This window comes from Streptomyces caatingaensis, from assembly GCF_001187435.1.
GTDB classification, from domain to species: Bacteria; Actinomycetota; Actinomycetes; order Streptomycetales; family Streptomycetaceae; genus Streptomyces; species Streptomyces caatingaensis.
The window spans coordinates 105,572-131,873 of the sequence record NZ_LFXA01000013.1 but is presented as its reverse complement, the minus strand read 5'-3'; the positions used below and the strand labels follow the sequence as shown (position 1 = coordinate 131,873).

Below are 26,302 nucleotides of genomic sequence, written 5' to 3'. Positions count from 1 at the left end.
GGCGGTCTCCCCGCACCACGAACGACCCGGAAGGCGCCATGCCAGAGGTGACCAGCGACGCAGGACGGACCCTGGAGCTCACGCGAGCCCAGGAGGGTGTGCTGTCGGCGCAACGGATCGACCCCGAGAACCCCGGCTACAACGTCGGCCAGTACGTGGAACTCAAGGGCGACCTCGACGTCCCCGCCCTGGAGGAAGCCCTCCGCCGCACCCTCGCCGAGGCCGACGGCCTGCACATCCGCCTCGCCGAGCAGGACGGCCGCACCGTCCAGGTGCCCGTCCCCTTCGACGCCGCCGCCTGGCACCTGCCCCGCCTCGACACCACCGGCGCCGCCTCCCCCGTCGACGCCGCCGTCGAACTCGTCCGCGCCCAACTCGCCTGCCCCCCGCGGCTCGACGCCGCCGGCGGCGAGGCCCCCGCCCTCACCGGCTCGCTGCTGGTCACCGTCGCCCCCGGCCACCACCTGTGGTTCCAGTACTTCCACCACCTCGTCGTCGACGGCTACGGCGTCACCCTCTTCACCCGCCGCGTCGCCGCCGTCTACACCGCCCTCGTGCGCGGCGAGGACGTCCCCGCCTCCCCCTTCGAGCCCGTCGCCACCCTCGTCGAGGCCGACCGCGCCTACCTCGCCTCCGACCGGCCGGACACCGACCGCGCCTACTGGACCGCCCGGCACGCCGGCCGGGCGCGCGTCACGGGCCTCACCGAGCAGACCGCCCAGGCCTCCTGGACGTTCCTGCGCCACCGCACCAGCCTGGACGCCGAGCGCTCCGCCGCCGTCCTGGCCGCCGCCGCATCCGTCCGCTGCACCTGGGCCGAGGCCGCCACCGCCGCCGTCGCCGGCTACCTGCACCGCATGACCGGCACCACCGACGCCGTCCTCGGCATGCACTTCATGGCCCGCGGCGCCCGCGGCACCCTCCGCGTCCCCGGCATGGCCGTCAACGTCCTGCCCGTCCGCCTCGCCGTCCACGGCACCGACACCCTCCCCGAACTCATCCGGCGCGCCGCCGGCGAACTCAAGGACGCCCGCCGCCACCAGCACTACCGCGGCGAGGACATCCGCCGCGACCTCGGCCTCGTCGGCAGCGACGAGCGGCTGTACGGGCCGATGCTCAACCTCAAGCCCTTCGACCTCGACCTCGACTTCGCGGGCATCCCCGGGCACACCGTCAACCTCGCCTCCGGGCCCGTCGAGGACCTGTCGGTCTCCGTCAGCAAGAGCCCCGACGGCATCCTCCACCTGGAGTTCGACGCCAACCCCGCCCTCTACGACGCCGCTTCCCTCGCCGGGCACGCCGAGCGCTGCGCCGACCTGCTGGCCCGCCTCGCCGCCGACCCCGCCCTCACCCTCGACGCGGCCGAACTCCTCGCCGACGCCGAGCGCGAGACGGTCCTGCGCACCTGGAACGCCACCGACCGGCCGCTCGCCCCGGCCACCCTCGTCGAGCACATCGCCGCCCGCACCGCCGCCACCCCCGACGCCACCGCCGTCGTCTTCGAGGGCACCACCCTCACCTACCGCGAACTCGACGCCCGCGCCGGGGCGCTGGCCCGTACGCTCACCGCCGCCGGGGCCGGCCGCGACACCGTCGTCGCCGTCGCCGTGCCGCGCTCCGCCGAGCTGATGGTGGCCCTGCTGGGCGTGCTCAAGTCCGGCGCCGCCTACCTCCCGCTCGACACCGACTACCCCGCCGACCGGCTCGCCGCCATGGCCGAGGACGCCGCGCCCGTACGCGTCGTCACCGTCGCCTCCGTCGCCGGCGGGCTCCCGGCCATCGCCCGCGAACGCGCCCTGCTCGTCGAGGACGTGGCGGACGCGGCGGACGCGGACGCCGCACCCGCCGCCCCCCGGCCCGACGACGCCGCCTACGTCATCTACACCTCCGGCTCCACCGGCCGCCCCAAGGGCGTCGTCGTCACCCACCGCGCCATCGTCAACCGCCTGGCCTGGATGCAGCACGCCTACCGGCTGCGCCACGACGACCGCGTCCTGCAGAAGACCCCCGCCAGCTTCGACGTCTCCGTCTGGGAGTTCTTCTGGGCCCTGTGCGAGGGCGCCACCGTCGTCCTCGCCCGCCCCGAGGGCCACAAGGACCCCGCCTATCTGGCCCGGCTGATCGCCCAGCAGAAGATCACCACCGTCCACTTCGTGCCGTCGATGCTCCGCGCCTTCCTGGAGGAGCCCGCCACCGCCGGCTCCTGCTCCGGACTGCGCCGCGCCTTCTGCTCCGGCGAGGCCCTGCCGGGCGACGTCGTCGAGCGCTGGCACCGAACGCTGCCCGGCGTCCCGCTGCACAACCTCTACGGCCCGACCGAGGCCGCCGTCGACGTCACCCACCACCGCACCCGGCCCGGCACCGGCGCCGTCCCCATCGGGCGGCCCGTGTGGAACACCCGGCTGTACGTGCTCGACGCGGCCCTGCGGCCGGTGCCCGTCGGCGTCCCCGGCGAGCTCTACCTCGCCGGCGTCCAGCTCGCCCGCGGCTACCTCAACCGGCCCGGCCTGACCGCCTCCCGCTTCGTCGCCGACCCCTTCGGCGGCGACGGCGAGCGCCTCTACCGCACCGGCGACCTCGTCCGCTGGGCCCCGGACGGCTCCCTCGAATACCTCGGCCGCACCGACGACCAGGTCAAGGTCCGCGGCTTCCGCATCGAACTCGGCGAGATCGAGGCCGCGCTGGAGGCCCTGCCCGGCGTCGCGCAGGCCGCCGTCACCGCCCGCGAGATCACCCCCGGCGGCGCCCGCCGCCTCGTCGGCTACGCCGTGCCCGCCGCCGGCGCCGCCCCCGACCCCGAGGAGCTGCGCACCGCCCTGGCCGCCACCCTGCCCGAGCACATGGTGCCGCCCGCCCTCCTCGTCCTCGACAGCCTCCCGCTCAGCCTCAACGGCAAGCTCGACCGCAAGGCCCTGCCCGACCCCGGGCCCGCCACGGCCGCCGCGGCCCGCGCCCCGCGCACCGAGGCCGAGCGCGTCCTCGCCGGGATCGCCGCCGAGGTCCTCGGCCTGGACGCCGTCGGCGCCGACGACAACTTCTTCTCCCTCGGCGGCGACAGCATCTCCGCCATCCAGCTCGGCAGCCGCGCCCGCCAGGCAGGCTGGGGCATCACGCCCCGCGTCGTCTTCGAGCGCAAGACCATCGCCGCCGTCGCGGCCGTCGCCGAACGCCTCGACGGCGGCGCCGCCCACGACACCCGCGAGGACGCCGACGGGCCGGTGCCCGCCACGCCCATCACCGAGTGGCTGCGCGAACGCGGCGGCCCCGTGCGGCGGTTCGCCCAGACGACCGTCGTCACCGTCCCGGCCGGACTCGACGCCGAACGCCTGACCACCGCCCTCACGGCCCTGACGGAGCGGCACGACGCGCTGCGGCTGCGGCTGGTGACGGGGAACCCCTCCGGCGGCTACGGCGCGACGGCGGACGGCACCGGCGCCGCCTCCTGGTCCACCGAGATCCGCCCCGCCGCCACCGTCCCCGCCCCCGCCCTCCACCGCGCCGACCTCACCGGCCTCACGGGCGACGCCCTCGACGCCGCCCTCGGGCGCGAGCGCGCCGCCGCCGCCGACCGGCTCGACCCCGCCGCCGGCACCGTCCTCGCTGCCACCTGGTGCGACCTCGGCCCCGGCACCCCCGGCCGGCTCGTCCTCGCCGTCCACCACCTCGCCGTCGACGGCGTCTCCTGGCGCATCCTCCTGCCCGACCTGCGCGCCGCCTACGAAGGACACGACCTCGCCCCCGCGAGCACCCCGCTGCGCCGCTGGGCCCGCGGCCTCCACGACGCCGTCACCGACGACGCCGTCCAGGCCCAACTCCCGCTCTGGCGCGCCATCCTGGCCCCAGGCACCGGGCCGCTGCTTGGCGAGCGCGCCGTCGACCCGGCCCGCGACACCGCCGCCACCTCCCGCACCCTGCGGCTGACCCTGCCCGCCGACCGCACCGCCCCCCTCCTCACCGACGTGCCCGCCCTGCGCCGCGCCGGCGTGGACCACGTCCTGCTCACCGGCCTCGCCCTGGCCGTCGCCGGCCGCCGCCGCGACCGGCAGGGCCCCGCCGCCCGCACCGACCTGCTGCTGCGCCTGGAGGGCCACGGCCGCCAGGACCACCTCGTGCCCGGCGCCGACACCGCCCGCACCGTCGGCTGGCTCACCAGCGAATTCCCCGTCCGCCTCGACCTGGACGGCATCGACCTCGACTCCGCCGCCACCGGCGGCGACGCCGCGGGCCGCGCCCTCGGCCTGGTCAAGGAGCAGCTGCGCGCCCTGCCCGACGACGGCACCGGCTACGGCCTCCTCCGCTACCTCGACCCCGCGGCCCGCGCCGAACTGTCCCGGCTCCCCGCGCCCGAGCTGCTGTTCAACTACCTCGGCCGGTTCACCGCCGACGACGCCGAGTGGACGCCCGCCGGCGACGCCTTCGGCGCCGCCCACGACCCGGAACAGCCCGCGCTGCACGCCCTGGAGATCGGCGCGTTCGTCCACGAGCGGCCCGCCGGACCGGAGCTGACCGTCCTGCTCACCTGGCCGGACGGCGTCCTCGGCGAAGAGGCCGTACGCGACCTCGCCGACCGCTGGTTCACCGCCCTCGACGCCCTGGCCGCCCACGCCGCCGGACCGGGCACCGCCCGCCCCACCCCCTCCGACGTGCCCCTCGCCGGCCTCGGCGCCGACGCGCTCGACCGCGTCCTCGACGCCCGCCCGGACACCGAGGACGTCCTGCCGCTCTCCCCGCTCCAGGAGGGCCTGCTCTTCCACGCCCTCTACGAGACCGGCGCCGACGACCTCTACACCTCCCTCACCGGCCTCGACCTCACCGGCCCCCTCGACGAACAGGCGCTGCGCCGCGCCGTCGACGCCGTCGTCGCCCGCCACCCCGCCCTGCGCGCCGGCTTCGACCACACCGCCGCCGGCCGGCCCGTCCAGACCGTCGCGGCCCGGGTCACCGTCCCCTGGACGCTCCACGACCTGACCGGCACCCCCGAGGACGCCCTCGCCGAGGCCGTCGACGCGATCGAAACGGCCGAGGCCACCCGGCCGTTCGACCTCACCCGCCCGCCGCTGCTGCGCTGCGCCCTGCTGCGCCTCGCCGACGCGCGCCACCGCCTCGTCCTGACCCGCCACCACATCGTCATGGACGGCTGGTCCACCCCGGTCCTGCTGCGCGAGATCCTCGCCGCCTACGCGGCCGGGGGCGACGCCTCCGCGCTGCCGCCCGCCGCCTCCTACGCCGACCACCTCGCCTGGCTGGCCCGCCAGGACGCCGACGCCCACACCGCCGCCTGGAACGAGGCCCTCGACGGCCTGACCGCCCCGACCCTGCTCGCCGACGCCCTCCCCGGCGCCGGGCAGGGCGGAACCCGCGCCGGCGAGGTGGACCTCCCGCTGCCCCGGGCGACCGCCGACGCCCTCACGGCGCTGGCCCGCGGCCACGGCCTCACCCTCAACACCCTCGTCCAGGGCGCCTGGGCGATCCTGCTCGGCCGCCTGACCGGCCGCACCGACGTCGTCTTCGGCGCCACCGTCTCCGGCCGCCCGGCCGACATCCCCGGCGTCGAGTCCATCGTCGGCCTGTTCAGCAACACCATCCCCGTCCGCTTCACCGTGGACGAGGACGAGACCGTCGCCGACGCCCTCGTCCGCCTCCAGGACCACCAGTCCCGGCTGCTCGACCACCAGTACGCCTCGCTCGCCGACATCCAGGCCCGCGCCGGGCACGGCACCCTCTTCGACACCCTCCTCGTCTTCGAGAACTACCCCATGGACGCCGACGAGCTGACCGCCGGCGGCCTGCGCGTCACCGGCATCGGCCACCGCGGCGCCACCCACTACCCGCTCACCGTCCTCACCCTGCCCGGCGACGCCCCGCAGATCACCGTCGAGTACCGGCCCGACTCCTTCACCGCCGAGCGCGCCGCCGACCTCGGCGACCGCCTGCTGCGCCTGCTCACCGCCATGGCCGAGCGGCCCCGGGCCACCGTCGGCTCCCTCGACATCCTCGCCCCCGCCGAGCGCGACACCCTGCTGCACGCCTGGAACGCCACCGACCGCCCGGTCCCGGACGGCACCGTCGTCGACGCCTTCGAGCGGCAGGCGGCCGCCACCCCCGACGCCACCGCCGTCGTCTGCGGCACCGAGCGCCTGACCTACGCCGAACTCGACGCCCGCGCCGACGCGATGGCCGCCCGCCTCGCCGGGCGCGGCGCCCGCCCCGGCGCGACCGTCGCCCTGGCCCTGCCCCGCTCCGCCGACCTCGTCGCCGCCGTGCTGGGCACCCTGAAGTCCGGCGCCGCCTACCTGCCGGTGGACCTCGACCACCCGGCCGAGCGCGTCGCCCCCATGCTGGAGGACGCCGCACCCGCCGTCTGCCTGACGACCCGTCAGGCGGCCGGACGGCTGCCGCTGACCGACGTGCTGCTCCTGGAGGACGTACCGCAGGCCGCCGCCCGCCCCCGCGGCCTCCGCCGCCCCGCGCCCGACGACCTCGCCTACGTCATCCACACCTCCGGCTCCACCGGCCGCCCCAAGGGCGTCCAGGTGCCGCACCGCGGCCTGGTCAACATGCTCGACCACCACCGCTCCACCGTCTTCGCCCGCGCCGTCGAGGCGGCCGGCGGCCGCCGCCTGCGCGCCGCCCACACCGCCTCCTTCTCCTTCGACTCCTCCTGGGAACAGCTCCTCTGGCTCATCTGCGGCCACGAACTCCACGTCTACACCGAGGAGTTGCGCCGCGACCCGCAGGCCCTCGCCGCCCGGCTGCGCGCCGACCGCATCGACACCCTCGACGTCACCCCGTCCTTCGGCCGGCAGCTCGTCGAGTGGGGCCTGCTCGACGGCGACGGCCACCGGCCCGTCCTGTTCCTCCTCGGCGGCGAGGCCGTGGACGAGGCCCTGTGGACCCGCGTCCGCGAGACCGAGGGCGTCATCGGCCACAACTTCTACGGCCCCACCGAGTACACCGTCGACACCCTCGGCGCCGCCCTCGACGACAGCCCCACCCCCTTCGTCGGCCGCCCCATCGCCAACACCCGCGTCTACGTGCTCGATGCACGCCTGCGGCCGGTGCCGGCCGGGGTCGCCGGCGAGCTGTACATCGCCGGACCCGGCCTCGCCCGCGGCTACGGCAACCGCCCCGGCCTGACCGCCTCCCGCTTCGTCGCCGACCCCCACGGCCCCGCGGGCAGCCGCATGTACCGCACCGGCGACATCGTCCGCCGGCGCCCCGACGGCACCCTCGACTACCTCGGCCGCGACGACGACCAGGTCAAGATCCGCGGCTTCCGCGTCGAGACCGGCGAGATCGAGGCCGCCCTGGCCGCCCTGCCGGGCGTCGCCCAGGCCGCCGTCCTCGCCCGCACCGCCGCGGCCGGCGTCAAGCGCCTGATCGCCTACGCCGCCCCCACGCCCGGCACGGCCCTCGAACCGGCCGCGCTGCGCACGGCCCTGGCCGGACGGCTGCCCGAGTACATGGTCCCCTCCGCGGTCGTCGTCCTGGACGCCCTGCCGCTGAACGTCAACGGCAAGCTCGACCGCCAGGCCCTCCCCGAGCCCGACGCCGCCCACTTCGCCACCACCGGCGGCCGCGCCCCGCGCGACGACCGCGAGGCCCTCGTCTGCGGCGTCTTCGCCGACATCCTCGGCCTGCCCGGCGTCGGCCCCGACGACGACTTCTTCGCCCTCGGCGGCCACTCGCTGCTCGCCACCCGCCTCGTCGGCCGCGTCCGCACCGCCCTCGGCACCCCCGTCACCGTCCGCGACCTCTTCGAGGCCCGCACCCCCGCCGCCGTCGCCCGCCGCCTCGACGCCGCCGGCACCGACCGGCCCGGCCCCACGGCCCGCCCGCGCCCCGACGAGGTACCGCTCTCGCCCGCCCAGGCCCGCCTGTGGTTCCTCCACCAACTCGGCGGCCCCAGCACCGCCTACACCATCCCCTGCTCCCTGCGCATCGAGGGCGGCGGCCTCGACACCGCCGCGCTGCGCGCCGCGTTCGCCGACGTCGTCGCCCGCCACGAGGCGCTGCGCACCGTCTTCCCCGACCGCGACGGCCGCCCGCACCAGAAGATCCTCGGCCCCGACGAGGCCCGCGTCCCCTTCGAGGAGCGGCACGTCGCCCCCGAGCACCTGGACGCGGCCGTCGCCGAGGCCGGCGCCCGCGCCTTCGACCTGGCCGCCGCGCCCCCCGTCCACGCCACCCTCCTCGGCACCGGCGGCGACGTCCACGTCCTGGTGGTGGCCCTGCACCACATCGTCGGCGACGAATGGTCCGAAGGCGTGCTGCTGCGCGACCTCGACACCGCCTACGCCGCCCGCCGCCGCGGCGAGGCCCCCGACTGGGCCGCACCGCCCGTGCAGTTCGCCGACCACACCCTGTGGCAGCGCGAACTCCTCGACGCCGGCTCCGCCGAGGGCGGCCGCCTGACCGCCTACTGGACCGAGCGCCTCGCCGGCCTGCCCGGCGAACTCGCCCTGCCCACCGACCGGCCGCGCCCCGCCGAGCCCACCGGCCGCGGCGGCGCCGTCCGGCTGACCCTGCCCGCCGGCCTGCACACCGCGCTGCGCGACTACGCGCACCGCACCGGCGTCACCCCGTTCATGGTCACCCAGGCCGCCGGCGCCCTGCTGCTCGGCTCCCTCGCCGGGGCGCGGGACGTCGCCCTCGGCACCCCGGTCGCCGGACGGGCCGACGAGGCCGTGGAGAACGTCGTCGGCTTCTTCGTCAACACCCTCGTCCTGCGGCACGACCTGAGCGCCCCCGAGGGCGCCGCCGCCCCCACCTTCGACCAGCTCGTCGCCCGCTCCCGCGACACCGTCCTCGGCGCGCTCGCCCACCAGGACCTGCCCTTCGACCGCCTCGTGGAGATCGTCAGCCCCGAGCGCTCGCTCGGCCGCCACCCGCTCTTCCAGGTCATGGTCCAGCACCGCAAGGAGGCCGCCGGACTCGACGCCCTGCTGGGCGCCCGCACCGAGCTGCTGCCCGACCCCCTGCACGCCGCCCGCTTCGACCTGGCCTTCACCTTCGTCGAGTCCGCCGACGGCGACCGCACCGACCTCACCGTCATCCACTCCGCCGACCTCTACGACCGCGCCACCGCCGAACTCCTCGCCGACCGGCTCCTGCACGTCCTCTCCCAGGCCCTCGCCGCCCCCGCCCGCACCGTCGACCGGATCGACATCCTCAGCCCGCGCGAGAGCCGGGCCCTGGCGGGGGAGTGGAACGCCACCGCGCACCCCGTGGCCGAGGGCACGCTCGTCACCCGCTTCGCCGAGCGGCTGGCCGCCACCCCCGACGCGACCGCCGTCGTCCACGAGGGCGTCGAGCTGACGTACCGTCAACTCGACCGGCGCGCCGGTGCCCTGGCCGCCCGCCTCGCCGCCGAGGGCGCCGGTCCCGACCGGATCGTCGCCGTCGCCGTGCCGCGCTCGGCCGAGCTGATGGTGGCCCTGCTGGGCGTGCTCAAGTCCGGCGCCGCCTACCTGCCGCTCGACCTCGACTACCCCGCCGACCGCCTGGCCGGCATGGTGGAGGACGCCGCACCCGTGTGCGTCGTCACCGTGGCGGACGAACGCGGGCGACTGCCGCGCACGGACGGCGTGCCCGTCGTCCTCGCCGACGCGCCGGCCCCGGCCGCCGGCACCCCGCTGCCCGCCGCCCGGCCGCACCACGCCGCCTACGTCATCTACACCTCCGGCTCCACCGGCCGCCCCAAGGGCGTCGTGGTGACCCACGAGGCGATCGTCAACCGCCTCGACTGGATGCGCGAGCAGTACGGCATCCGGCCCGAGGACCGCATCCTGCAGAAGACCCCGGCCAGCTTCGACGTCTCCGTCTGGGAGTTCTTCCTGCCGCTGGTCAGCGGCGCCGCCGTGGTCCTCGCCAGGCCCGGCGGGCACCGCGAGCCCGACCACATCGCCGCCCTGGCCGCCCGAACGGGCGTCACCACCGCCCACTTCGTCCCGTCCATGCTCACCGCCTTCACCGCCGCGGCCGAACAGGACGAGGCCCTGCGCACCGGCTTCGCGGGCGTGCGCCGCGTCTTCTGCTCCGGCGAGGCCCTGCCCGCCGCCGCCGTGGACCGCTTCGCCGCCCTGTGGCCGCACATCGCACTGCACAACCTCTACGGCCCCACCGAGGCCGCCGTCGACGTGACGTACCACCGGGCCGAGCCCGGCGCGGGCGTCGTGCCCATCGGGCGGCCCGTGTGGAACACCCGCCTCCACGTCCTGGACGCGGCCCTGCGGCCGGTGCCCGTCGGCGTCCCCGGCGAGCTCTACCTCGCCGGCGTCCAGCTCGCCCGCGGCTACCTCGACCGGCCCGGCCTGACCGCCTCCCGCTTCGTCGCCGACCCCTTCGGCCCCGCGGGCAGCCGCATGTACCGCACCGGCGACCTCGTCCGCCGCCGCGCCGACGGCACCGTCGAGTACCTCGGCCGCACCGACGACCAGGTCAAGATCCGCGGCTTCCGCATCGAACTCGGCGAGATCGAGGCCGCGTTGACCGCACTGCCGACCGTCGCGCAGGCCGCCGTCACCGCCCGGCCGCTGGCCCCCGGCGGCGCCCCCCAGCTCGTCGCCTACGCCGTCCCGGCCACCGGCGCCGCGCCCGGGCCGCAGGAGCTGCGCGACGCCCTCGCCGGCCGCCTGCCCGAGCACATGGTGCCCGCCGTCGTCGTCCCGCTGGACGCGCTGCCGCTGAGCGTCAACGGCAAGCTCGACCGCAAGGCCCTGCCCGACCCCGCCCGCCCCGCCCGCCCGGCGGAGCCGGCGAGCGAGCGGCAGCACAGCCCGGCCGCCGCCATGGCCGCCGTCTTCGCCCGGGTCCTCGGCCTGCCGCGGGTCGGCGAGGACGAGAACTTCTTCGCCCTCGGCGGCGACAGCATCGTCTCCATCCAGCTCGTCAGCGCCGCCCGCAAGGCCGGCTTCACCGTCGCCGCCAAGGACGTCTTCCAGCACCCCACCCCCGCCGCCCTCGCCGCCGCCGGCGCCACCCCCGCACCGCGGCCCGAGGAGCCCGCCGCCCCCGCCCCGGACGCCGACGGCGACCTGCCGCCGCTGCCCGTCGTCCACTGGCTGCGCGAACGCGGCGGCCCCGTCGACCGGTTCAACCAGTCGGTCCTCCTCACCGTCCCCGCCGGCCTGCGCACCGACGCCCTCCGCGCCGCCCTCGCCGACCTCGCCCGCAACCACCCCGCCCTGCGCCTGCGCCTGGACCGCACCGACGGTCTGTGGACGCAGGAGATCCTGCCCGCCGGCCAGGCACCGGCCGTCACCGACCCGGCCACCGTCCGCCGCACCGACATCACCGGACTCGACGCGGCCGCCCGCGCCGAACTCCTCACCAAGGAGGCCGACGCCTCCGCCGCCGCCCTCGACCCCGGCCACGGCACCGTCCTGCGCGCCGTCCACCTCGACGCCGGACCCCGCACCGACGGCCGCCTCCTGCTGACCATCCACCACCTCGCCGTCGACGGCGTCTCCTGGCGCGTCCTGCTCCCCGAACTCGCCGACGCCTACACCGCCCGCGCCGCGGGCTGCACCCCCGCCCTCGAACCCGAGGCCACATCCCTGCGCGCCTGGGCCACGACCCTCCTGGACCACGCCCACAGCCGCACCCGCACCGCCGAAACCGGCCACTGGCGCACCGCCCTCGCCGGACCGCGGGCACCCCTGTCCCGCACCCCCGCCGACCCGCGCCGCGACACCACCGCCACCCTGCGCACCCTGCGCCTGACCCTGCCCGCCGACCGCACGGCACCCCTCCTCGACACCGTGCCGCAGGCGTACTCCGCCGGCGTGGACGACGTCCTCCTCACCGCACTCGCCCTCGCGGCCGCCGACTGGCGCCGCACCGCCGACCCCGCCCTGCCCGCCGCCTGCGCCGGCGCCCTCCAGATCGACCTGGAAGGCCACGGCCGCGGCGGCAGCGACACCGCGGGCCTCACCCCCGACCTGTCCCGCACCGTCGGCTGGTTCACCACCGTCCACCCCGTCCGCCTGGACGTCTCCACCCTCGACGTCGCCGGCGCCCTCGCCGGCGGACGCCCCGCCGGGGACGCCCTCAAGCTCGTCAAGGAACAACTGCGCGCCGCCCCCGACCGGGGCCTCGGCCACGGCCTGCTGCGCCACCTCAACGCCCAGACCGCCCCGCTGCTCGCCGCCCTGCCCGCCTCCCAGCTCCTCTTCAACTACCGCGGCCGCACCGACCACAAGGGCGCCGTCACCGGCTGGCCCTTCGCCCCCGACGCCGAACGCGCCGCCGTCACCGAGGGCGCCGCCCCCGACGCCGGCATGCCCGTGCCCTACCCGCTGGAGCTCGACGCGGTCGTCCGCGCCGGCGCCGACGGACGGCCCGAGCTCGCCGTCGAATGGAGCTGGCCCGCCGCCCTGTTCACCGAGGAACAGGTCACCGCCCTCGCCCGGCGCCTCTTCGACGCGCTCGACGCCCTCGCCCGGCACGCCGCCGCCCCCGACGCCGGCGGCATCACCCCCTCCGACGTGCGCCTGGTCGCCATGGACCAGAAGCGCATCGACCGCCTCGAAGCCCGCCTGCGCAGGCGCCGATGACCGACCACCACGGCCCCGCGCCGACCCCGCAGACCCCGCAGACCTCCGCCACCCGCGACCCCGAGAGCGCCCCCATGACTGACACCCCCGACCTGATCCCGGCCGACGACCCTGCCGCGGGGTCCGCGCTCGAGGACGTCTACCCCCTGTCGTCCCTCCAGGAGGGCCTCCTCTTCCACGCCGTCTACGACGAGGACGCCCGCGACGTCTACGTCGTCCAGTCCTACGTGGACCTCGAAGGCCCCCTGGCCACCGAGGACCTGGCGTGCGCCACCGACGCCCTGCTGCGCCGCCACGCCAACCTGCGGGCCGGCTTCTGGTACGACGACGGCGAGGAGCCCGTCCAGTTCGTCCCCCGCCACACCGACACCCCGCTGCGCGAACTCGACCTCACCGCCCACGCCGACGACGCCGCCGCCCGCGACGCGGCCGTCCGCGCCGCCATGGACGAGGACTGGAACCACCGCTTCGACCTCGCCGAACCCCCGCTGCTGCGCGTCACGGTGCTGCGCCTGGGCCCCGGCACCGCCCGACTCGTCGTCACCTGCCACCACCTGCTCCTCGACGGCTGGTCCATGCCGATCGTGATGCGGGAGCTCCTCGGCCTCGTCGGCTGGCGCGGCGACCTCGCCGGCCTGCCGCCCGTCCGCCCCTACCGCGACCACCTCGAACTCCTCGCCACCCGGGACACCGAGGCGGCCCGCCGGGCCTGGGCCGCCGCCCTCGACGGCGTCACCGAGGCCCATCCGGTCGCCCCCGGGGCCGCCCTCGGCGCCCCCGTCGAGCCCGCCACGGTCGAGGCCGAGGCCGACGCCGCGCTGACCGCCGCCGTCACCGCCGCCGCCCGCAGCCGCGGACTGACCCTCGGCAACGTCGCCCACACCCTCTGGGGCGTCCTCGTCGGCTCCCTGACCGGCGCCACCGATGTCATCAGCGGCACCACCGTCTCCGGCCGCCCCGCCGACCTCGCCGGCGCCGAGACCATGGTCGGCCTCTTCATCAACACCCTCCCCGTCCGCGTCCGCCTCGCCCCCGGCGCGACCCTCGCCGCCACCGCCGCCGCCGTCCAGGCCGAACAGGCCGCCCTCATGGACCACCAGCACCTCGGCCTCGCCGGCATCCAGCGGCTCACCCCCGTGGACGGCCCCCTCTTCGACACCCTGCTCGTCGTCGAGAACTACACAGGCAGCAACGACGTGGACGACATGCTCGCCCTCGCCGCCGGCGGCGCCGGACTCGCCGTCACCGGCCTCGGCGCCCGCGACGCCACCCACTACCCGCTGACCATGTCCGTCCTGCCGGGCACCACCCTGCGCCTCGAACTCGGCTACCGCCCCGACCTGTTCGACCACGCCACCGCCCGGCGCGTCACCGACCGCTTCCTGCGCCTGCTCGCCCTCTTCGCCGAGCACCCCGACACCCCCCTCGCCCGCCTCGACCTCCTCCTGCCCGGCGAGCGCGAGCAGCTGACCGCCGCCGCCGACGGCGGCGACCACCCCGTCCCCGACGGCACCGTCCTCGACCTGTTCGCCGCCCGCGCCGCGCGCACCCCCGACGCCACCGCCGTCACCGGCCCCGCCCTCGACGGCCGGACGGACACCGTCACCTTCGCCGCGCTCGACCAGCGCGCCGACCGGCTCGCCCGCCTCCTCGCCGCCCACGGCCTCGGCGCCGAGCGCACCGCCGCCCTCGCCCTGCCCCGCTCCACCGACTCCGTCACCGCGATCCTCGCGGTCCTCAAGTCCGGCGGCGCCTACCTGCCGATGGACCTCGACCACCCCGACGAGCGCCTCGCCCTGCTCCTGGACGACGCCCGGCCCGCCCTGCTCCTCACCACCCGCGAGGTCGCCGGCCGCCTGACCGCCGGACCCGGCACCACCGTCCTCCTCCTGGACGACCCCGCCCTGCGGGAGGACCTGGCGGCCCTGCCCGCCGGGCCGCTCACCGACGACGAGCGCGGCGGCCCCGTCCTGCCCGCCCACCCCGCCTACCTCATCCACACCTCCGGCTCCACCGGCCGCCCCAAGGGCGTCGTCATCGAGCACCGCGGCCTCGCCGCCCTCGCCCACGACCACCTCGACACCGTCTTCGCCGACGCCGTCCGCGCCACCGGCCGCACAACCCTGCGCGCCCTGCACACCGCCTCGTTCTCCTTCGACTCCTCCTGGGAACAGCTCATCTGGCTCCTCGGCGGCCACGAACTGCACATCCTCGGCGAGCACGAGCGCCGCGACGCCGAGGCCGTCGTCGCCTACGCCGCCGAGCACCGCATCGACACCCTCGACGTCACCCCCACCTACGCCCAGCAACTCCTCGACAGCGGACTGCTCGACGGCGACGCCCGGCCGCGCGTCCTCCTCCTCGGCGGCGAGGCCGTGCCCGAACCCCTGTGGACCCGCCTCCGCGAGGAGCGCGACCTCGTCCGCGTCAACTACTACGGCCCCACCGAGTTCACCGTCGACGCCCTCGTCGCCGACCTCGCCGACAGCACCACCCCCACCGTCGGCCGCCCCCTGCGCAACACCCGCGCCCACGTCCTGGACGCGATGCTCCGCCCGGTGCCCGTCGGCGTCCCCGGCGAGCTCTACCTCGCCGGCGTCCAGCTCGCCCGCGGCTACCTCGACCGGCCGGGCCTGACCGCCTCCCGCTTCGTCGCCGCCCCCTTCGGCCCCGCGGGCAGCCGCATGTACCGCACCGGCGACCTCGTCCGCCGCCGCGCCGACGGCACCCTCGACTTCCTCGGCCGCACCGACGACCAGGTCAAGATCCGCGGCTACCGCATCGAACTCGGCGAGATCGAGGCCGTACTGGCCGCACAGCCCGACGTCGGCCACGCCGCCGTCCTCGTCCGCACCACCGCCGCCGGCATCAAGCGCGTCGTCGCCTACGTCGTCCCCGCCCCCGGCACCACCCCCGACGCCGCCGGACTCCGCGCCGCCTGCGAGGCACGGCTGCCCGAGTACATGGTCCCCTCGGCCTTCGCCGTCCTCGACGCCCTCCCGCTCAACGTCAACGGCAAGATCGACCGCACCGCGCTGCCCGACGACGCCCTCCAGTACGCCTCCGGCACCGAGGACCGCGCCCCGGCCGACGCCACCGAGACCCTGCTCTGCACACTCTTCGCCGACGTCCTCGAACTGCCCCGGGCCGGCGTCCACGACGACTTCTTCCGCCTCGGCGGCGACAGCATCACCTCCATCCGCCTCGTCGGCGCCGCCCGCAACGCCGGACTCTCCCTCAGCCCCCGCGACGTCTTCGAGGGCCGCACCCCAGCCGGAGTCGCCGCCCGCACCGGCCGCGACTCCGCGCCGGACACCCCCCTCGAACTGCCCGCCCCCAGCGAGGAGGCCCGCGCCGCCGCCCCCGCCGGCGCCGAGATCTGGCCGCTCTCCCCGCTCCAGCAGGGCCTGCTCTTCGAAGCCCTCTACGACGAGGACGCCCTCGACGTCTACACCTCCCGCGACGTCGTCACCCTGCGCCGGCCCGTCCCCCTGGTCACCCTGCGCACCGCCGTCACCGCCGTCCTCGACCGCCACCCCAACCTGCGCGCCGGCTTCCTCCACGACGGACTCGACCAGCCCGTCCAGTTCGTCCCCGCCGCCGTCGACGTCCCCGTCACCGAGGCCGACCTGCGGCACCTCGCCCCCGAGGCCGCCGACGCCGAACTGCGCCGCCTCCAGGACGCCGAGGCCCGCACCCGCTTCGACCTCGCGCACCCGCCACTGCTGCGCCTGGTCTCCGCCCTCACCCCCGACGGCCGCCAGCACATCCTGGTCACCAACCACACACTGCTGTGGGACGGCTGGTCCTCCGGCCTCTTCCTCCAGGAACTCCTGGCCTGCTGCCACGGCCTGGTGACCGGCGCCGGCCTCCCGGCGACGGACGCGGACGAACAACCGCTGGCCTACCGGGACTTCCTCGCCTGGCTGCACGGCCAGGACACCGCCGCCGGCGAGGAGGCGTGGCGCGCGGCCCTGGCCGGCGTCGAGGAACCCACCCTCATCGCCCCGCACGCCCGCGAGCGCGCCTCCCTCCTGCCCGAGGAACACAGCACCGAGCTCACCGCCGGCCTCAGCGCCCGCCTCGCCGACTGGGCCCGCACCCACGGCCTCACCCTCAACACCGTCCTCTCCGGCGTCTGGGGCCTGCTGCTGGCCGGACTCACCGGGCGCCAGGACGTGGTCTTCGGCACCACCGTCTCCGGCCGCCCCGCCGACCTCCCCGGCATCGACCGGACCATCGGCATGTTCCTCAACACCGTCCCCGTCCGCGTCCGCCTGGACCGCGACGAGACGGCCGCCGCCTTCCTCACCCGCCTCCAGGCCGAACAGGCCGCCCTGCTGCCCCACCACCAGCTCAGCCTGGGCGCCATCCAGCGCACCACCGGCCTCGGCCGCCTCTTCGACACCCTCCAGGTCCTCCGGAACACCCCCGTGGACCAGGACGAACGCGACCGGATCGGAGAAGCGCTCGGCGTGACGGGCGTCACCGACGTCGACGCCACCCACTTCCCGCTCATCTTCACCACCAACCCCGGCGAACGCCTCGTCCTGGAATGGAAGTTCCGCCCCGACGCCTTCGACCGCGCCACGGTCGAGGAACACGCCGGACGCCTCGTCTCCCTGCTGGAACGCATCACGGCCGAGGACGCCACCATCCGCTCCCTCGACGTCCTCACCGAGCGGGAGCGCACCCTCGTGCTGGGGGAGTGGGCCGACACGGCGCACGACCTGCCCGAGGCATCGGTCGCCCACCTGCTGGCGGAGCGTGCTGCGTTGATGCCGGATGTGGTGGCGTTGGTGGATGGTGAGCGGGTGTGGTCGTTCGCGGAGCTGGATGCTCAGGTGAATCGGCTGGCGCGGTTGTTCCTGGCGCGGGGTGCCGGTCCGGATCGTGTGGTGGCGTTGGGGTTGCCGCGGTCGTTGGAGATGGTGGCGGCGTTGTTCGCGGTGTTGCGGGCGGGGGCGGCGTATCTGCCGCTGGAGCTCGACTACCCGGTGGACCGCCTGGCGTTCATGGTCGAGGAGACCGGGCCCGTCGTCCTGGTGACGCACTCGTCCGTCCGCGACCGGATGCCGGCGGGCGTGCCCGTCGTGGAGCTGGACGATCCGGTGGTGGCTGCCGAACTGGCGTCGTTGTCGGGTGAGTCGGTGGATGCGGTGGTGGATCTGGATGCGGCGGCGTATGTGATCTTCACGTCGGGTTCGACGGGTCGTCCGAAGGGTGTGGTGACGCCGTACCGGGGTCTGACCAATATGCAGCTCAATCACCGGGAGGCGATTTTCGGCCCGGTGGTGGAGTCGGTGGGTGGGTGCCGGCTGCGGATCGCGCACACGGTCTCGTTCTCCTTCGACATGTCGTGGGAGGAACTGCTGTGGCTGGTCGAGGGCCACGAGGTGCATGTCATGGACGAGTCGCTGCGCCGCGATGCCGAGGGGCTGGCCGCGTACTGCGCCGAGCACAGGATCGATGTCATCAATGTGACGCCGTCGTATGCGCAGGCGCTGGTGGAGTGTGGTCTGTTGGACGAGGGGCGGCATCGGCCGGCGTTGGTGCTGCTCGGTGGTGAGGCGGTGTCCGAGTCGCTGTGGACGCGGTTGTGCGGGACGCCGGGGGTGATGGGTTACAACCTGTACGGTCCGACCGAGTACACGATCAACACGCTGGGTGGCGGCACGCTGGACAGTGACACGGCCACGGTCGGGCGTCCGATCTGGAACACCCGCGCTCACGTCCTCGACGCCTGGCTGCGGCCCGTACCGGTCGGCGTCCCGGGCGAGTTGTATGTGTCGGGTGTCGGTCTGGCGCGCGGCTACCTGGACCGTCCGGGGCTGACGGCCGGCCGGTTCGTGGCCGATCCCTTCGGTGCGCCGGGTGACCGGATGTACCGGACGGGCGATGTGGTGCGGTGGCGTCGGGATGGTCTGCTGGACTTCCTGGGGCGGGTGGACGACCAGGTGAAGATCCGGGGTTACCGGGTCGAGCCGGGGGAGATCGAGGACGCGCTGACGCGGCTCGTCTCCGTGGCGCAGGCGGCGGTGGTGGTCCGTGAGGACACGCCGGGCGTCAAGCGGCTCGCGGCCTACCTCGTCCCGGCCGGGCCGGAGGCGATCGACGTCGCCGCCGTCCGCTCCGTCCTCGCGGGCGAGCTGCCGGAGTACATGGTCCCGTCCGCGTTCGTCGTCCTCGACGCCCTCCCGCTGACCGTCAACGGCAAGCTCGACCGTGCCGCCCTCCCCGCCCCCGAGCACTCCGGCACGGGCGGCCGCGAGCCCCGCACCGAGCGTGAGGCCCTGCTCTGCACCCTCTTCGGCGAGGTGCTCGGCCTCGAAGCCGTCGGCCCCGACGACCACTTCCTCGACCTGGGGGGCCACTCGCTGCTGGCCACCCGGCTGGTGAGCCGGATCCGTACGGCGCTCGACACCGACCTCTCCATCCGCGACCTCTTCGAGGCCCCGACCCCGGCCGCGCTCGCCGAGCGCACCGCCCGCACCGACGACGCACGCCCCGCGCTGGTCCGCCGCGACCGGCCGGCCGCGCTGCCGCTGTCCCACGCCCAGCGCCGGATGTGGTACCTCCAGAACCTCGACGCGTCGGGCGCCACGTACAACGTCCCGCTCGTCGTCCGCGTCACCGGCGTGCTGGACCTCGACGCGCTGCGGCACGCCGTGGCCGACGTGACCCGGCGCCACGAGAGCCTGCGGACGGTCGTCGGCCGGTACGAGGGACAGGACGTCCAGGTCGTCCTCGACCCGCCCGCCCCCGCCGACGCGCTCCACACCGCTCCCACCACGGAAGCGACGCTCGACGCGGACATCGAGGCGGCCGTCCGGTACGGCTTCGACCTCGCGCACGAACTGCCGCTGCGCGTCACGGTGCTGGAGGCCGGACCCGAGGACCACGTCCTCGTCCTCCTCTTCCACCACATCGCCGGCGACGAGTGGTCGATGCTGCCCTTCATCGACGACCTCACCACCGCCTACACCAGCCGCGCCGCCGGTGCCGCGCCCGCCTGGGAGCCGCTGCCGGTGCAGTACGCGGACTACACCCTGTGGCAGCGCGAGCTCCTCGGCGACCCCGCCGACGAACACAGCCTGCACAGCCGCCAAGTGGCCTACTGGAAGCGGGCGCTGGCCGGGCTGCCGGAGGAACTGCCCCTGCCGTCGGACCGGCCGCGCACCCAGGCCACGAGCCACCGCGGCGACACCGTGCGCGCCCAGGTGCCCCCGGCCGTCTACCGCGGGCTGCGCGCCGCCGCCGCGGCCACCGGCACCACGACCTTCATGGTGCTCCAGGCCGCCGTCGCAACCCTGCTGCACCGCATGGGCGCCGGGAACGACATCCCCCTCGGCGCACCCGTCGCCGGCCGCTCCGACGCGGCGCTCGACGGGCTCGTGGGCTTCTTCGTCAACACCCTCGTGCTGCGCAACGACCTCTCCGGCGACCCGACGTTCACCGAACTGCTGGGCCGCGTCCGGGAGAACGACCTCGCGGCCTTCGCCCAGCAGGACCTGCCCTTCGACAGCCTCGTCGAGGCGATCAACCCGGCGCGGGTGCCCGGGCGGCACCCGCTGTTCCAGGTGATGCTCGGCTACCAGAACAACGACGGCCGCGGCGGCCGCCTCCTGGGGCTGGAGAGCCGGATCCTGCCGTTCGAGCTGGGCGCCGCCAAGTTCGAGCTGGACTTCAACTTCGAGGAGACGCCGAGCGACGAAGAGATCGACATCGCCTTCGAGTACCGGACCGACCTCTACGACCGCTCCACCGCCGAGGCCCTGGTCGAACGCCTGCTGTCCGTCCTCGCCCAGGTCGCCGAGGACCCGTCCCGCCGCATCGGCGCGCTGGACGTCCTGACCGAGTGGGAGCGCACCCTCGTGCTGGGGGAGTGGGCCGACACGGCGCACGACCTGCCCGAGGCGTCCGTGGCGCACCTGCTGGCGGAGCGTGCTGCGTTGATGCCGGATGTGGTGGCGTTGGTGGATGGTGAGCGGGTGTGGTCGTTCGCGGAGCTGGATGCTCAGGTGAATCGGCTGGCGCGGTTGTTCCTGGCGCGGGGTGCCGGTCCGGATCGTGTGGTGGCGTTGGGGTTGCCGCGGTCGTTGGAGATGGTGGCGGCGTTGTTCGCGGTGTTGCGGGCGGGGGCGGCGTATCTGCCGCTGGAGCTCGACTACCCGGTGGACCGCCTGGCGTTCATGGTCGAGGAGACCGGGCCCGTCGTCCTGGTGACGCACTCGTCCGTCCGCGACCGGATGCCGGCGGGCGTGCCCGTCGTGGAGCTGGACGATCCGGTGGTGGCTGCCGAACTGGCGTCGTTGTCGGGTGAGTCGGTGGATGCGGTGGTGGATCTGGATGCGGCGGCGTATGTGATCTTCACGTCGGGTTCGACGGGTCGTCCGAAGGGTGTGGTGACGCCGTACCGGGGTCTGACCAATATGCAGCTCAATCACCGGGAGGCGATTTTCGGCCCGGTGGTGGAGTCGGTGGGTGGGCGCCGGCTGCGGATCGCGCACACGGTCTCGTTCTCCTTCGACATGTCGTGGGAGGAACTGCTGTGGCTGGTCGAGGGCCACGAGGTGCATGTCATGGACGAGTCGCTGCGCCGCGATGCCGAGGGGCTGGCCGCGTACTGCGCCGAGCACAGGATCGATGTCATCAATGTGACGCCGTCGTATGCGCAGGCGCTGGTGGAGTGTGGTCTGTTGGACGAGGGGCGGCATCGGCCGGCGTTGGTGCTGCTCGGTGGTGAGGCGGTGTCCGAGTCGCTGTGGACGCGGTTGTGCGGGACGCCGGGGGTGATGGGTTACAACCTGTACGGTCCGACCGAGTACACGATCAACACGCTGGGTGGCGGCACGCTGGACAGTGACACGGCCACGGTCGGGCGTCCGATCTGGAACACCCGCGCTCACGTCCTCGACGCCTGGCTGCGGCCCGTACCGGTCGGCGTCCCGGGCGAGTTGTATGTGTCGGGTGTCGGTCTGGCGCGCGGCTACCTGGACCGTCCGGGGCTGACGGCCGGCCGGTTCGTGGCCGATCCCTTCGGTGCGCCGGGTGACCGGATGTACCGGACGGGCGATGTGGTGCGGTGGCGTCGGGATGGTCTGCTGGACTTCCTGGGGCGGGTGGACGACCAGGTGAAGATCCGGGGTTACCGGGTCGAGCCGGGGGAGATCGAGGACGCGCTGACGCGGCTCGTCTCCGTGGCGCAGGCGGCGGTGGTGGTCCGTGAGGACACGCCGGGCGTCAAGCGGCTCGCGGCCTACCTCGTCCCGGCCGGGCCGGAGGCGATCGACGTCGCCGCCGTCCGCTCCGTCCTCGCGGGCGAGCTGCCGGAGTACATGGTCCCGTCCGCGTTCGTCGTCCTCGACGCCCTCCCGCTGACCGTCAACGGCAAGCTCGACCGCAAGGCGCTGCCGGTGCCCACCGCGGCGGACATGGCCGTCGGCCGTGCCGGCCGGGCCCCGCGCGACCTGACCGAGAAGACGCTGTGTAACGTCTTCGCCGATGTCCTCGGACTGCCCGATGTCGGCATCGACGACAGCTTCTTCGACCTCGGCGGGCACTCCCTGCTGGTCATGTCGCTGCTGCACGGGGTCCGCGAGGCGTTCGGCCCGGACCTGGGCGTCGCCGACCTGCTGGCCCGGCCGACCGTGGCCGACCTCGCGGCGTTCCTCGCCGCGCGGCCGGGCACCGGGACCGGCTCCGGTCCGGGGGAGGCGACGACGGATCCCTCCTGACACGGCCGGCCGAGACAACCCACAATCCTCCTGACCCACTTCCGCACCACCTTTCACAAAGGAGCACCACCATGAGCGCCACCAACCCGTTCGAGGACGCCGACGGCCGCTACTTCGTCCTGGTCAACGCCGAGAACCAGCACTCGCTGTGGCCGGCGTTCGCCGAGGTCCCGGCGGGCTGGACGGTCGTCCACGGCGAGGACAGCCTCCAGGGCTGCACCGACTACGTGGACGCCAACTGGACCGACATGCGCCCGGCCAGCCTCGTGGCCCGGTCCTGACCGGACCCCGCACCCCCGCACCGCGCGGTCCGGACCGGGACACCCGGTCCGGACCGCGCGGCCGAACCGACCTGCTGAGAGCGGAAACCTGACGTCGTGAGCACCCAACCCGCCAAGCCGGAGCAGCATCCCGGCCCCGCCGACCGGCCACCGGGCACCGAGCCCTCGAAGGAACGGGAGGTCACGGCCCCCGCACCGGACGACGAACGGCTCGACGACGAGGACCTGAGCCCCAAGGAGCTCTCCGCCGAGCGCCGGGCCCGCGCCCGCGGGCTGCTGCGCGGCGCCCTGCGCCCGCACCGCGGCACCGTCGCCCTGGCCATGGCCGCCGCGTGCCTGCGGCAGCTCTCGCTGCTCGCCGTCCCGTGGTGCGTCAAGAACGCGCTCGACCACGGGATCCAGCACGAGGACCACCGGGCCCTGCTGCTCTGGGCGGGGGCCACGGCCCTCGCCGCCGGTCTGCAGTTCGCCGGGCTCTACGGCTGGCAGTTCTGGTCCGGTTCGGCCGACGCCAAGGTGGGCGCCGACCTGCGCGCGCGGCTCCTGGAGCACCTGTCGGTGCTGGACCGGGCCGCGCTCGCCTCGCGCGGCCACGGCGACCTGGCCATGCGCGCCACCCGGGACACGGACCTCGTACGGGAATGGGTGCACGGACTGGCGGTGTGGGTGGTGCTCGCCACGACCTTCGTCGTCGTCCTGCCCGGGCTCGCCGTCCTCGACCCGATGCTGCTGCTGGTGACCGTGGGCATGCTGCCGTTCCTGGTCTGGGTCAACCTCTACTTTCCCCGCCGCTTCGGCGCGGCCAGCGACGAACTGGCGCGGGCGCACGGCGAACGCGCCGAGGCCGTCACCGACCTCCTCCAGCTCGGCACCGGGCTGCGCGGCACCGGCGGCCACCGCCCGCTGGTGGCGCGGCACGAGCGGACCAGCGCGGAGGTCACGGACCGGACCGTCGTCGCAGCCCGCATCGAGGCGTCCTGGGCGGCCGTCGCCCCCTTCGTGCCGCGGGTGGCCGTCGCGGTCGGTGTGGGCGTGGGCGGGCTCGCCGTCCTCCACGACCGGCTGACCATCGGCGGACTCGTCAACTTCACGTCCTGGATGGCCTACATCACCCTGGCCACGACCGTCCTGGTCGACCGGCTGCGCGAGCTGGGGCAGGCCGACGTGGCCGCCGCCCGCATCGACGAGGCGCTGACCATCCCCGCGACCGTCACCGACCCGGAGCGGCCCGTCGCGCTGTCCCCGGGCGGGGACCTGGAGCTGTCGGGGGTCAGCGCCGAGCGCGACGGCGTCACCGTCCTGGCGCCCGTCGATCTGACCGTGCGGCGCGGCGAGTTCGTGGCCGTGCGCGGGGCCACCGGCTCGGGCAAGAGCACCCTGCTGCGGCTGCCGGCGCGGCTGGACGACCCGGCGACCGGCGCCGTCCGCTACGGCGGCGTCGACCTGCGCGACGCGGCGCTGGACGACGTCCGCCGCCGCATCGGCTACGTGGCCCAGCGGCCGCTGCTGCTGTCCGGGACGGTGGCGGAGAACCTGCGGCTGGGCCGCGACCTGTCGGACGACGCGCTGCGGGCGGCCTGCGAGACGGCGTGCATCCACGACCAGATCGCCGCCATGCCCGACGGCTACGACACCCCGCTCGGCGAGAGCGGAACGGCCCTTTCCGGCGGGCAGATCCAGCGCCTGGCCATCGCCCGGGGGCTGCTCGGCGACCCGGAGGTGCTGGTGCTGGACGACTCGACGTCCGCCCTGGACACCACGACCGAGAAGCTGGTGCTGGAGCGGCTGCGGGCCTGGGCCGACGGCCGCACCGTGATCTTCGCCACGCACCGGACGGCCGTCCTGGAGGCCGCCGACCGCGTGGTCCGGCTGCCGGACCGTTCCGGTGACGCCGTCCTGTCCCTCGCGAGCTCGGAGGCCGACCGTGGCTGAACCGGTCCTTCTCGACGACCAGCCCGACGAGCGCCGTGTGCTCCGCCGGGCCGCCCCCTATCTGCGTCCCCACCGCTGGGGCCTCGCCGTCGCCGTCGCCGTCGGACTCGCCGACTCCGCCGCCCTGGTGGCCGTGGCCCCGCTCGTGGGACGTGCCACCGACGCCCTGCTCGCCAAGGACCGCGGGGGCCTGCTGGTGGCCGCCGGCGCCCTGCTGGCGCTGGCCGTCGTCCAGCTCGGGCTGGCCCGCGCCGGTGAACTCCTGCTCGCCAAGGCGGGCGAGAACGTGGTGCGCACGCTGCGCGAGCGGTGCGTGGAGAACCTGGCCTCGGCGCCGCTGCGCTTCCTGGAGTCGCACCGCACGGGCGAGTTGCTGCGCCGCACCACCGGCGAGGTCGCCGCGCTGGCGTCGTTCGTGCGCATGCACCTGCGCAACATCATCTCGGCCGTGGCCACGCTGGTGTTCACGCTGGTCGTGCTGTTCGGGTACTCGTGGCAGATGGCGCTGGTGCAACTGGCGGTGTTCGTGCCGCCCGCGCTGCTGGTGATGCGCTGGTTCCGGCGGGACGCGCCCGGCGCGTTCGGCGGGAAGGCGGCGGCCGAGGCGACGGTGGCGGCCACGTTCACCGAGACCCTCACCGTCCGCGAGGCGCTGCAGACCGGGCGCGGACTGCCGGGCTGGATGCGGCGGTTCGACCGGGAGAACGCCCTCGCGGTGCGCGCCGCGCGGCGGGCGATCCGGGTGGAGAACCGCATCGACCTGGTCAGCCTCATCGAGGGGCTGGCGATGGTGGTGCTGCTGCTCGTGGGCGGCTGGTCGGTCTCCCGCGGCGCGATCGGCGTCGGCACGGTCGTCGTGTTCATCCTGGCCAGCCGCAACCTCTTCGACTCGTTCTCCGACATCTCCCAGCTCGTCGGGCACGTGCAGACGGCGCGCACGGGCCTGGCCCGGCTGCTGGACCTGCTCGCCGCGACCGACCGCGCCCTGGCCTCCCAGGAGCCGGCGGCGGGGGCCCGGGAGGTGCCGCTGCGCGCCGAGTTGAGCTGCGAGGGCGTGGGCTACTCCTACCGGGACGGCACCGAGGTGCTCGGCGGCGTCACGCTGTCCTTCCCCGTGGGCGACCGCGTCGGCGTCGTCGGCGAGACCGGCTCCGGCAAGACGACGCTGTCGAAGCTGCTGTGCGGGCTCTACACGCCCGACCGGGGCAGCGTGCGGTTCGGCGGGGTGGACCTGAGGGAGATACCCGAGCCCGAACTGCGGCGCCGCGTGGTGCTGGTGCCGCAGGAGGTGCGCATGGTGACCGGCACGGTGGCCGACAACCTGGAGCTGGTGCGCACCACGCCCTCCCGTGCCGACATGGAACGGGCCGTGGCCGAGCTGGGTCTGGAGGACTGGATCCGCGACCTGGGCGGCCTGGACGCCGAGGTGGGGGTGCGCGGCGGGCGGCTGTCGGCGGGGGAGCGGCAGATCGTCGGGCTGCTGCGGGCGGCGTTGGCCGACCCGGCGGTGCTCGTCCTGGACGAGGCCACCGCCGACATCGACCCGGTGACGGCCGAGCGGCTGGAGCACGCCCTGGACGGGATGAGCGCGGACCGGACGCTGATCGTCATCGCCCACCGGCCGGCCACCATCGCGCGGTTGCCCCGGGTCGTCGCCCTGGAGAACGGACGGGTGGTCAAGCGGATGGCGCATGCACGATGATGTAGGTTAGGGTTGCCTAACCTTGGTTGGGGGTCCGCCTCCGACCTGTCATGACGAGCCGTCGGCGACCCCGCGCACCCCCTTCGCGAGGGG

The 26,302-nt window shown here is 75.4% G+C and carries 5 protein-coding genes; all 5 read left to right on the top strand.

Features of this window, described 5'->3' with window-relative positions; translation table 11 throughout:
- The first annotated feature begins 47 nt into the window (after window positions 1–47).
- On the top strand, window positions 48–12,557 hold the full coding sequence (locus tag AC230_RS19910; RefSeq protein WP_198535572.1) for a non-ribosomal peptide synthetase: 12,510 nt from the start codon (window positions 48–50) through the stop codon (window positions 12,555–12,557).
- A complete protein-coding gene (locus tag AC230_RS19905) occupies window positions 12,554–22,294 on the top strand; it encodes a non-ribosomal peptide synthetase (RefSeq protein WP_049717661.1) in 9,741 nt (3,246 codons plus the stop codon). The genes AC230_RS19910 and AC230_RS19905 overlap by 4 nt, the downstream gene beginning before the upstream one ends.
- Window positions 22,295–22,365: 71 nt before the next feature.
- Entirely contained in the window at window positions 22,366–22,575 is a 210-nt protein-coding gene (locus tag AC230_RS19900; RefSeq protein WP_049717660.1) for an MbtH family protein, read from the top strand.
- Between the two features lie 96 nt (window positions 22,576–22,671).
- Window positions 22,672–24,507 (top strand): ABC transporter ATP-binding protein, encoded by a 1,836-nt coding sequence (locus AC230_RS19895; protein ID WP_053161283.1) that lies wholly within the window; start codon window positions 22,672–22,674, stop codon window positions 24,505–24,507.
- A complete protein-coding gene (locus tag AC230_RS19890) occupies window positions 24,500–26,209 on the top strand; it encodes an ABC transporter ATP-binding protein (protein WP_049717659.1) in 1,710 nt (569 codons plus the stop codon). The genes AC230_RS19895 and AC230_RS19890 overlap by 8 nt, the downstream gene beginning before the upstream one ends.
- The last annotated feature ends 93 nt before the right edge of the window (window positions 26,210–26,302 follow it).

Coding starts and splice junctions, on each gene's coding strand:
- AC230_RS19900 (WP_049717660.1), top strand. CDS start 22,366: ATGAGCGCCACCAACCCGTTCGAGGACGCCGACGGCCGCTACTTCGTC.
- AC230_RS19905 (WP_049717661.1), top strand. CDS start 12,554: ATGACCGACCACCACGGCCCCGCGCCGACCCCGCAGACCCCGCAGACC.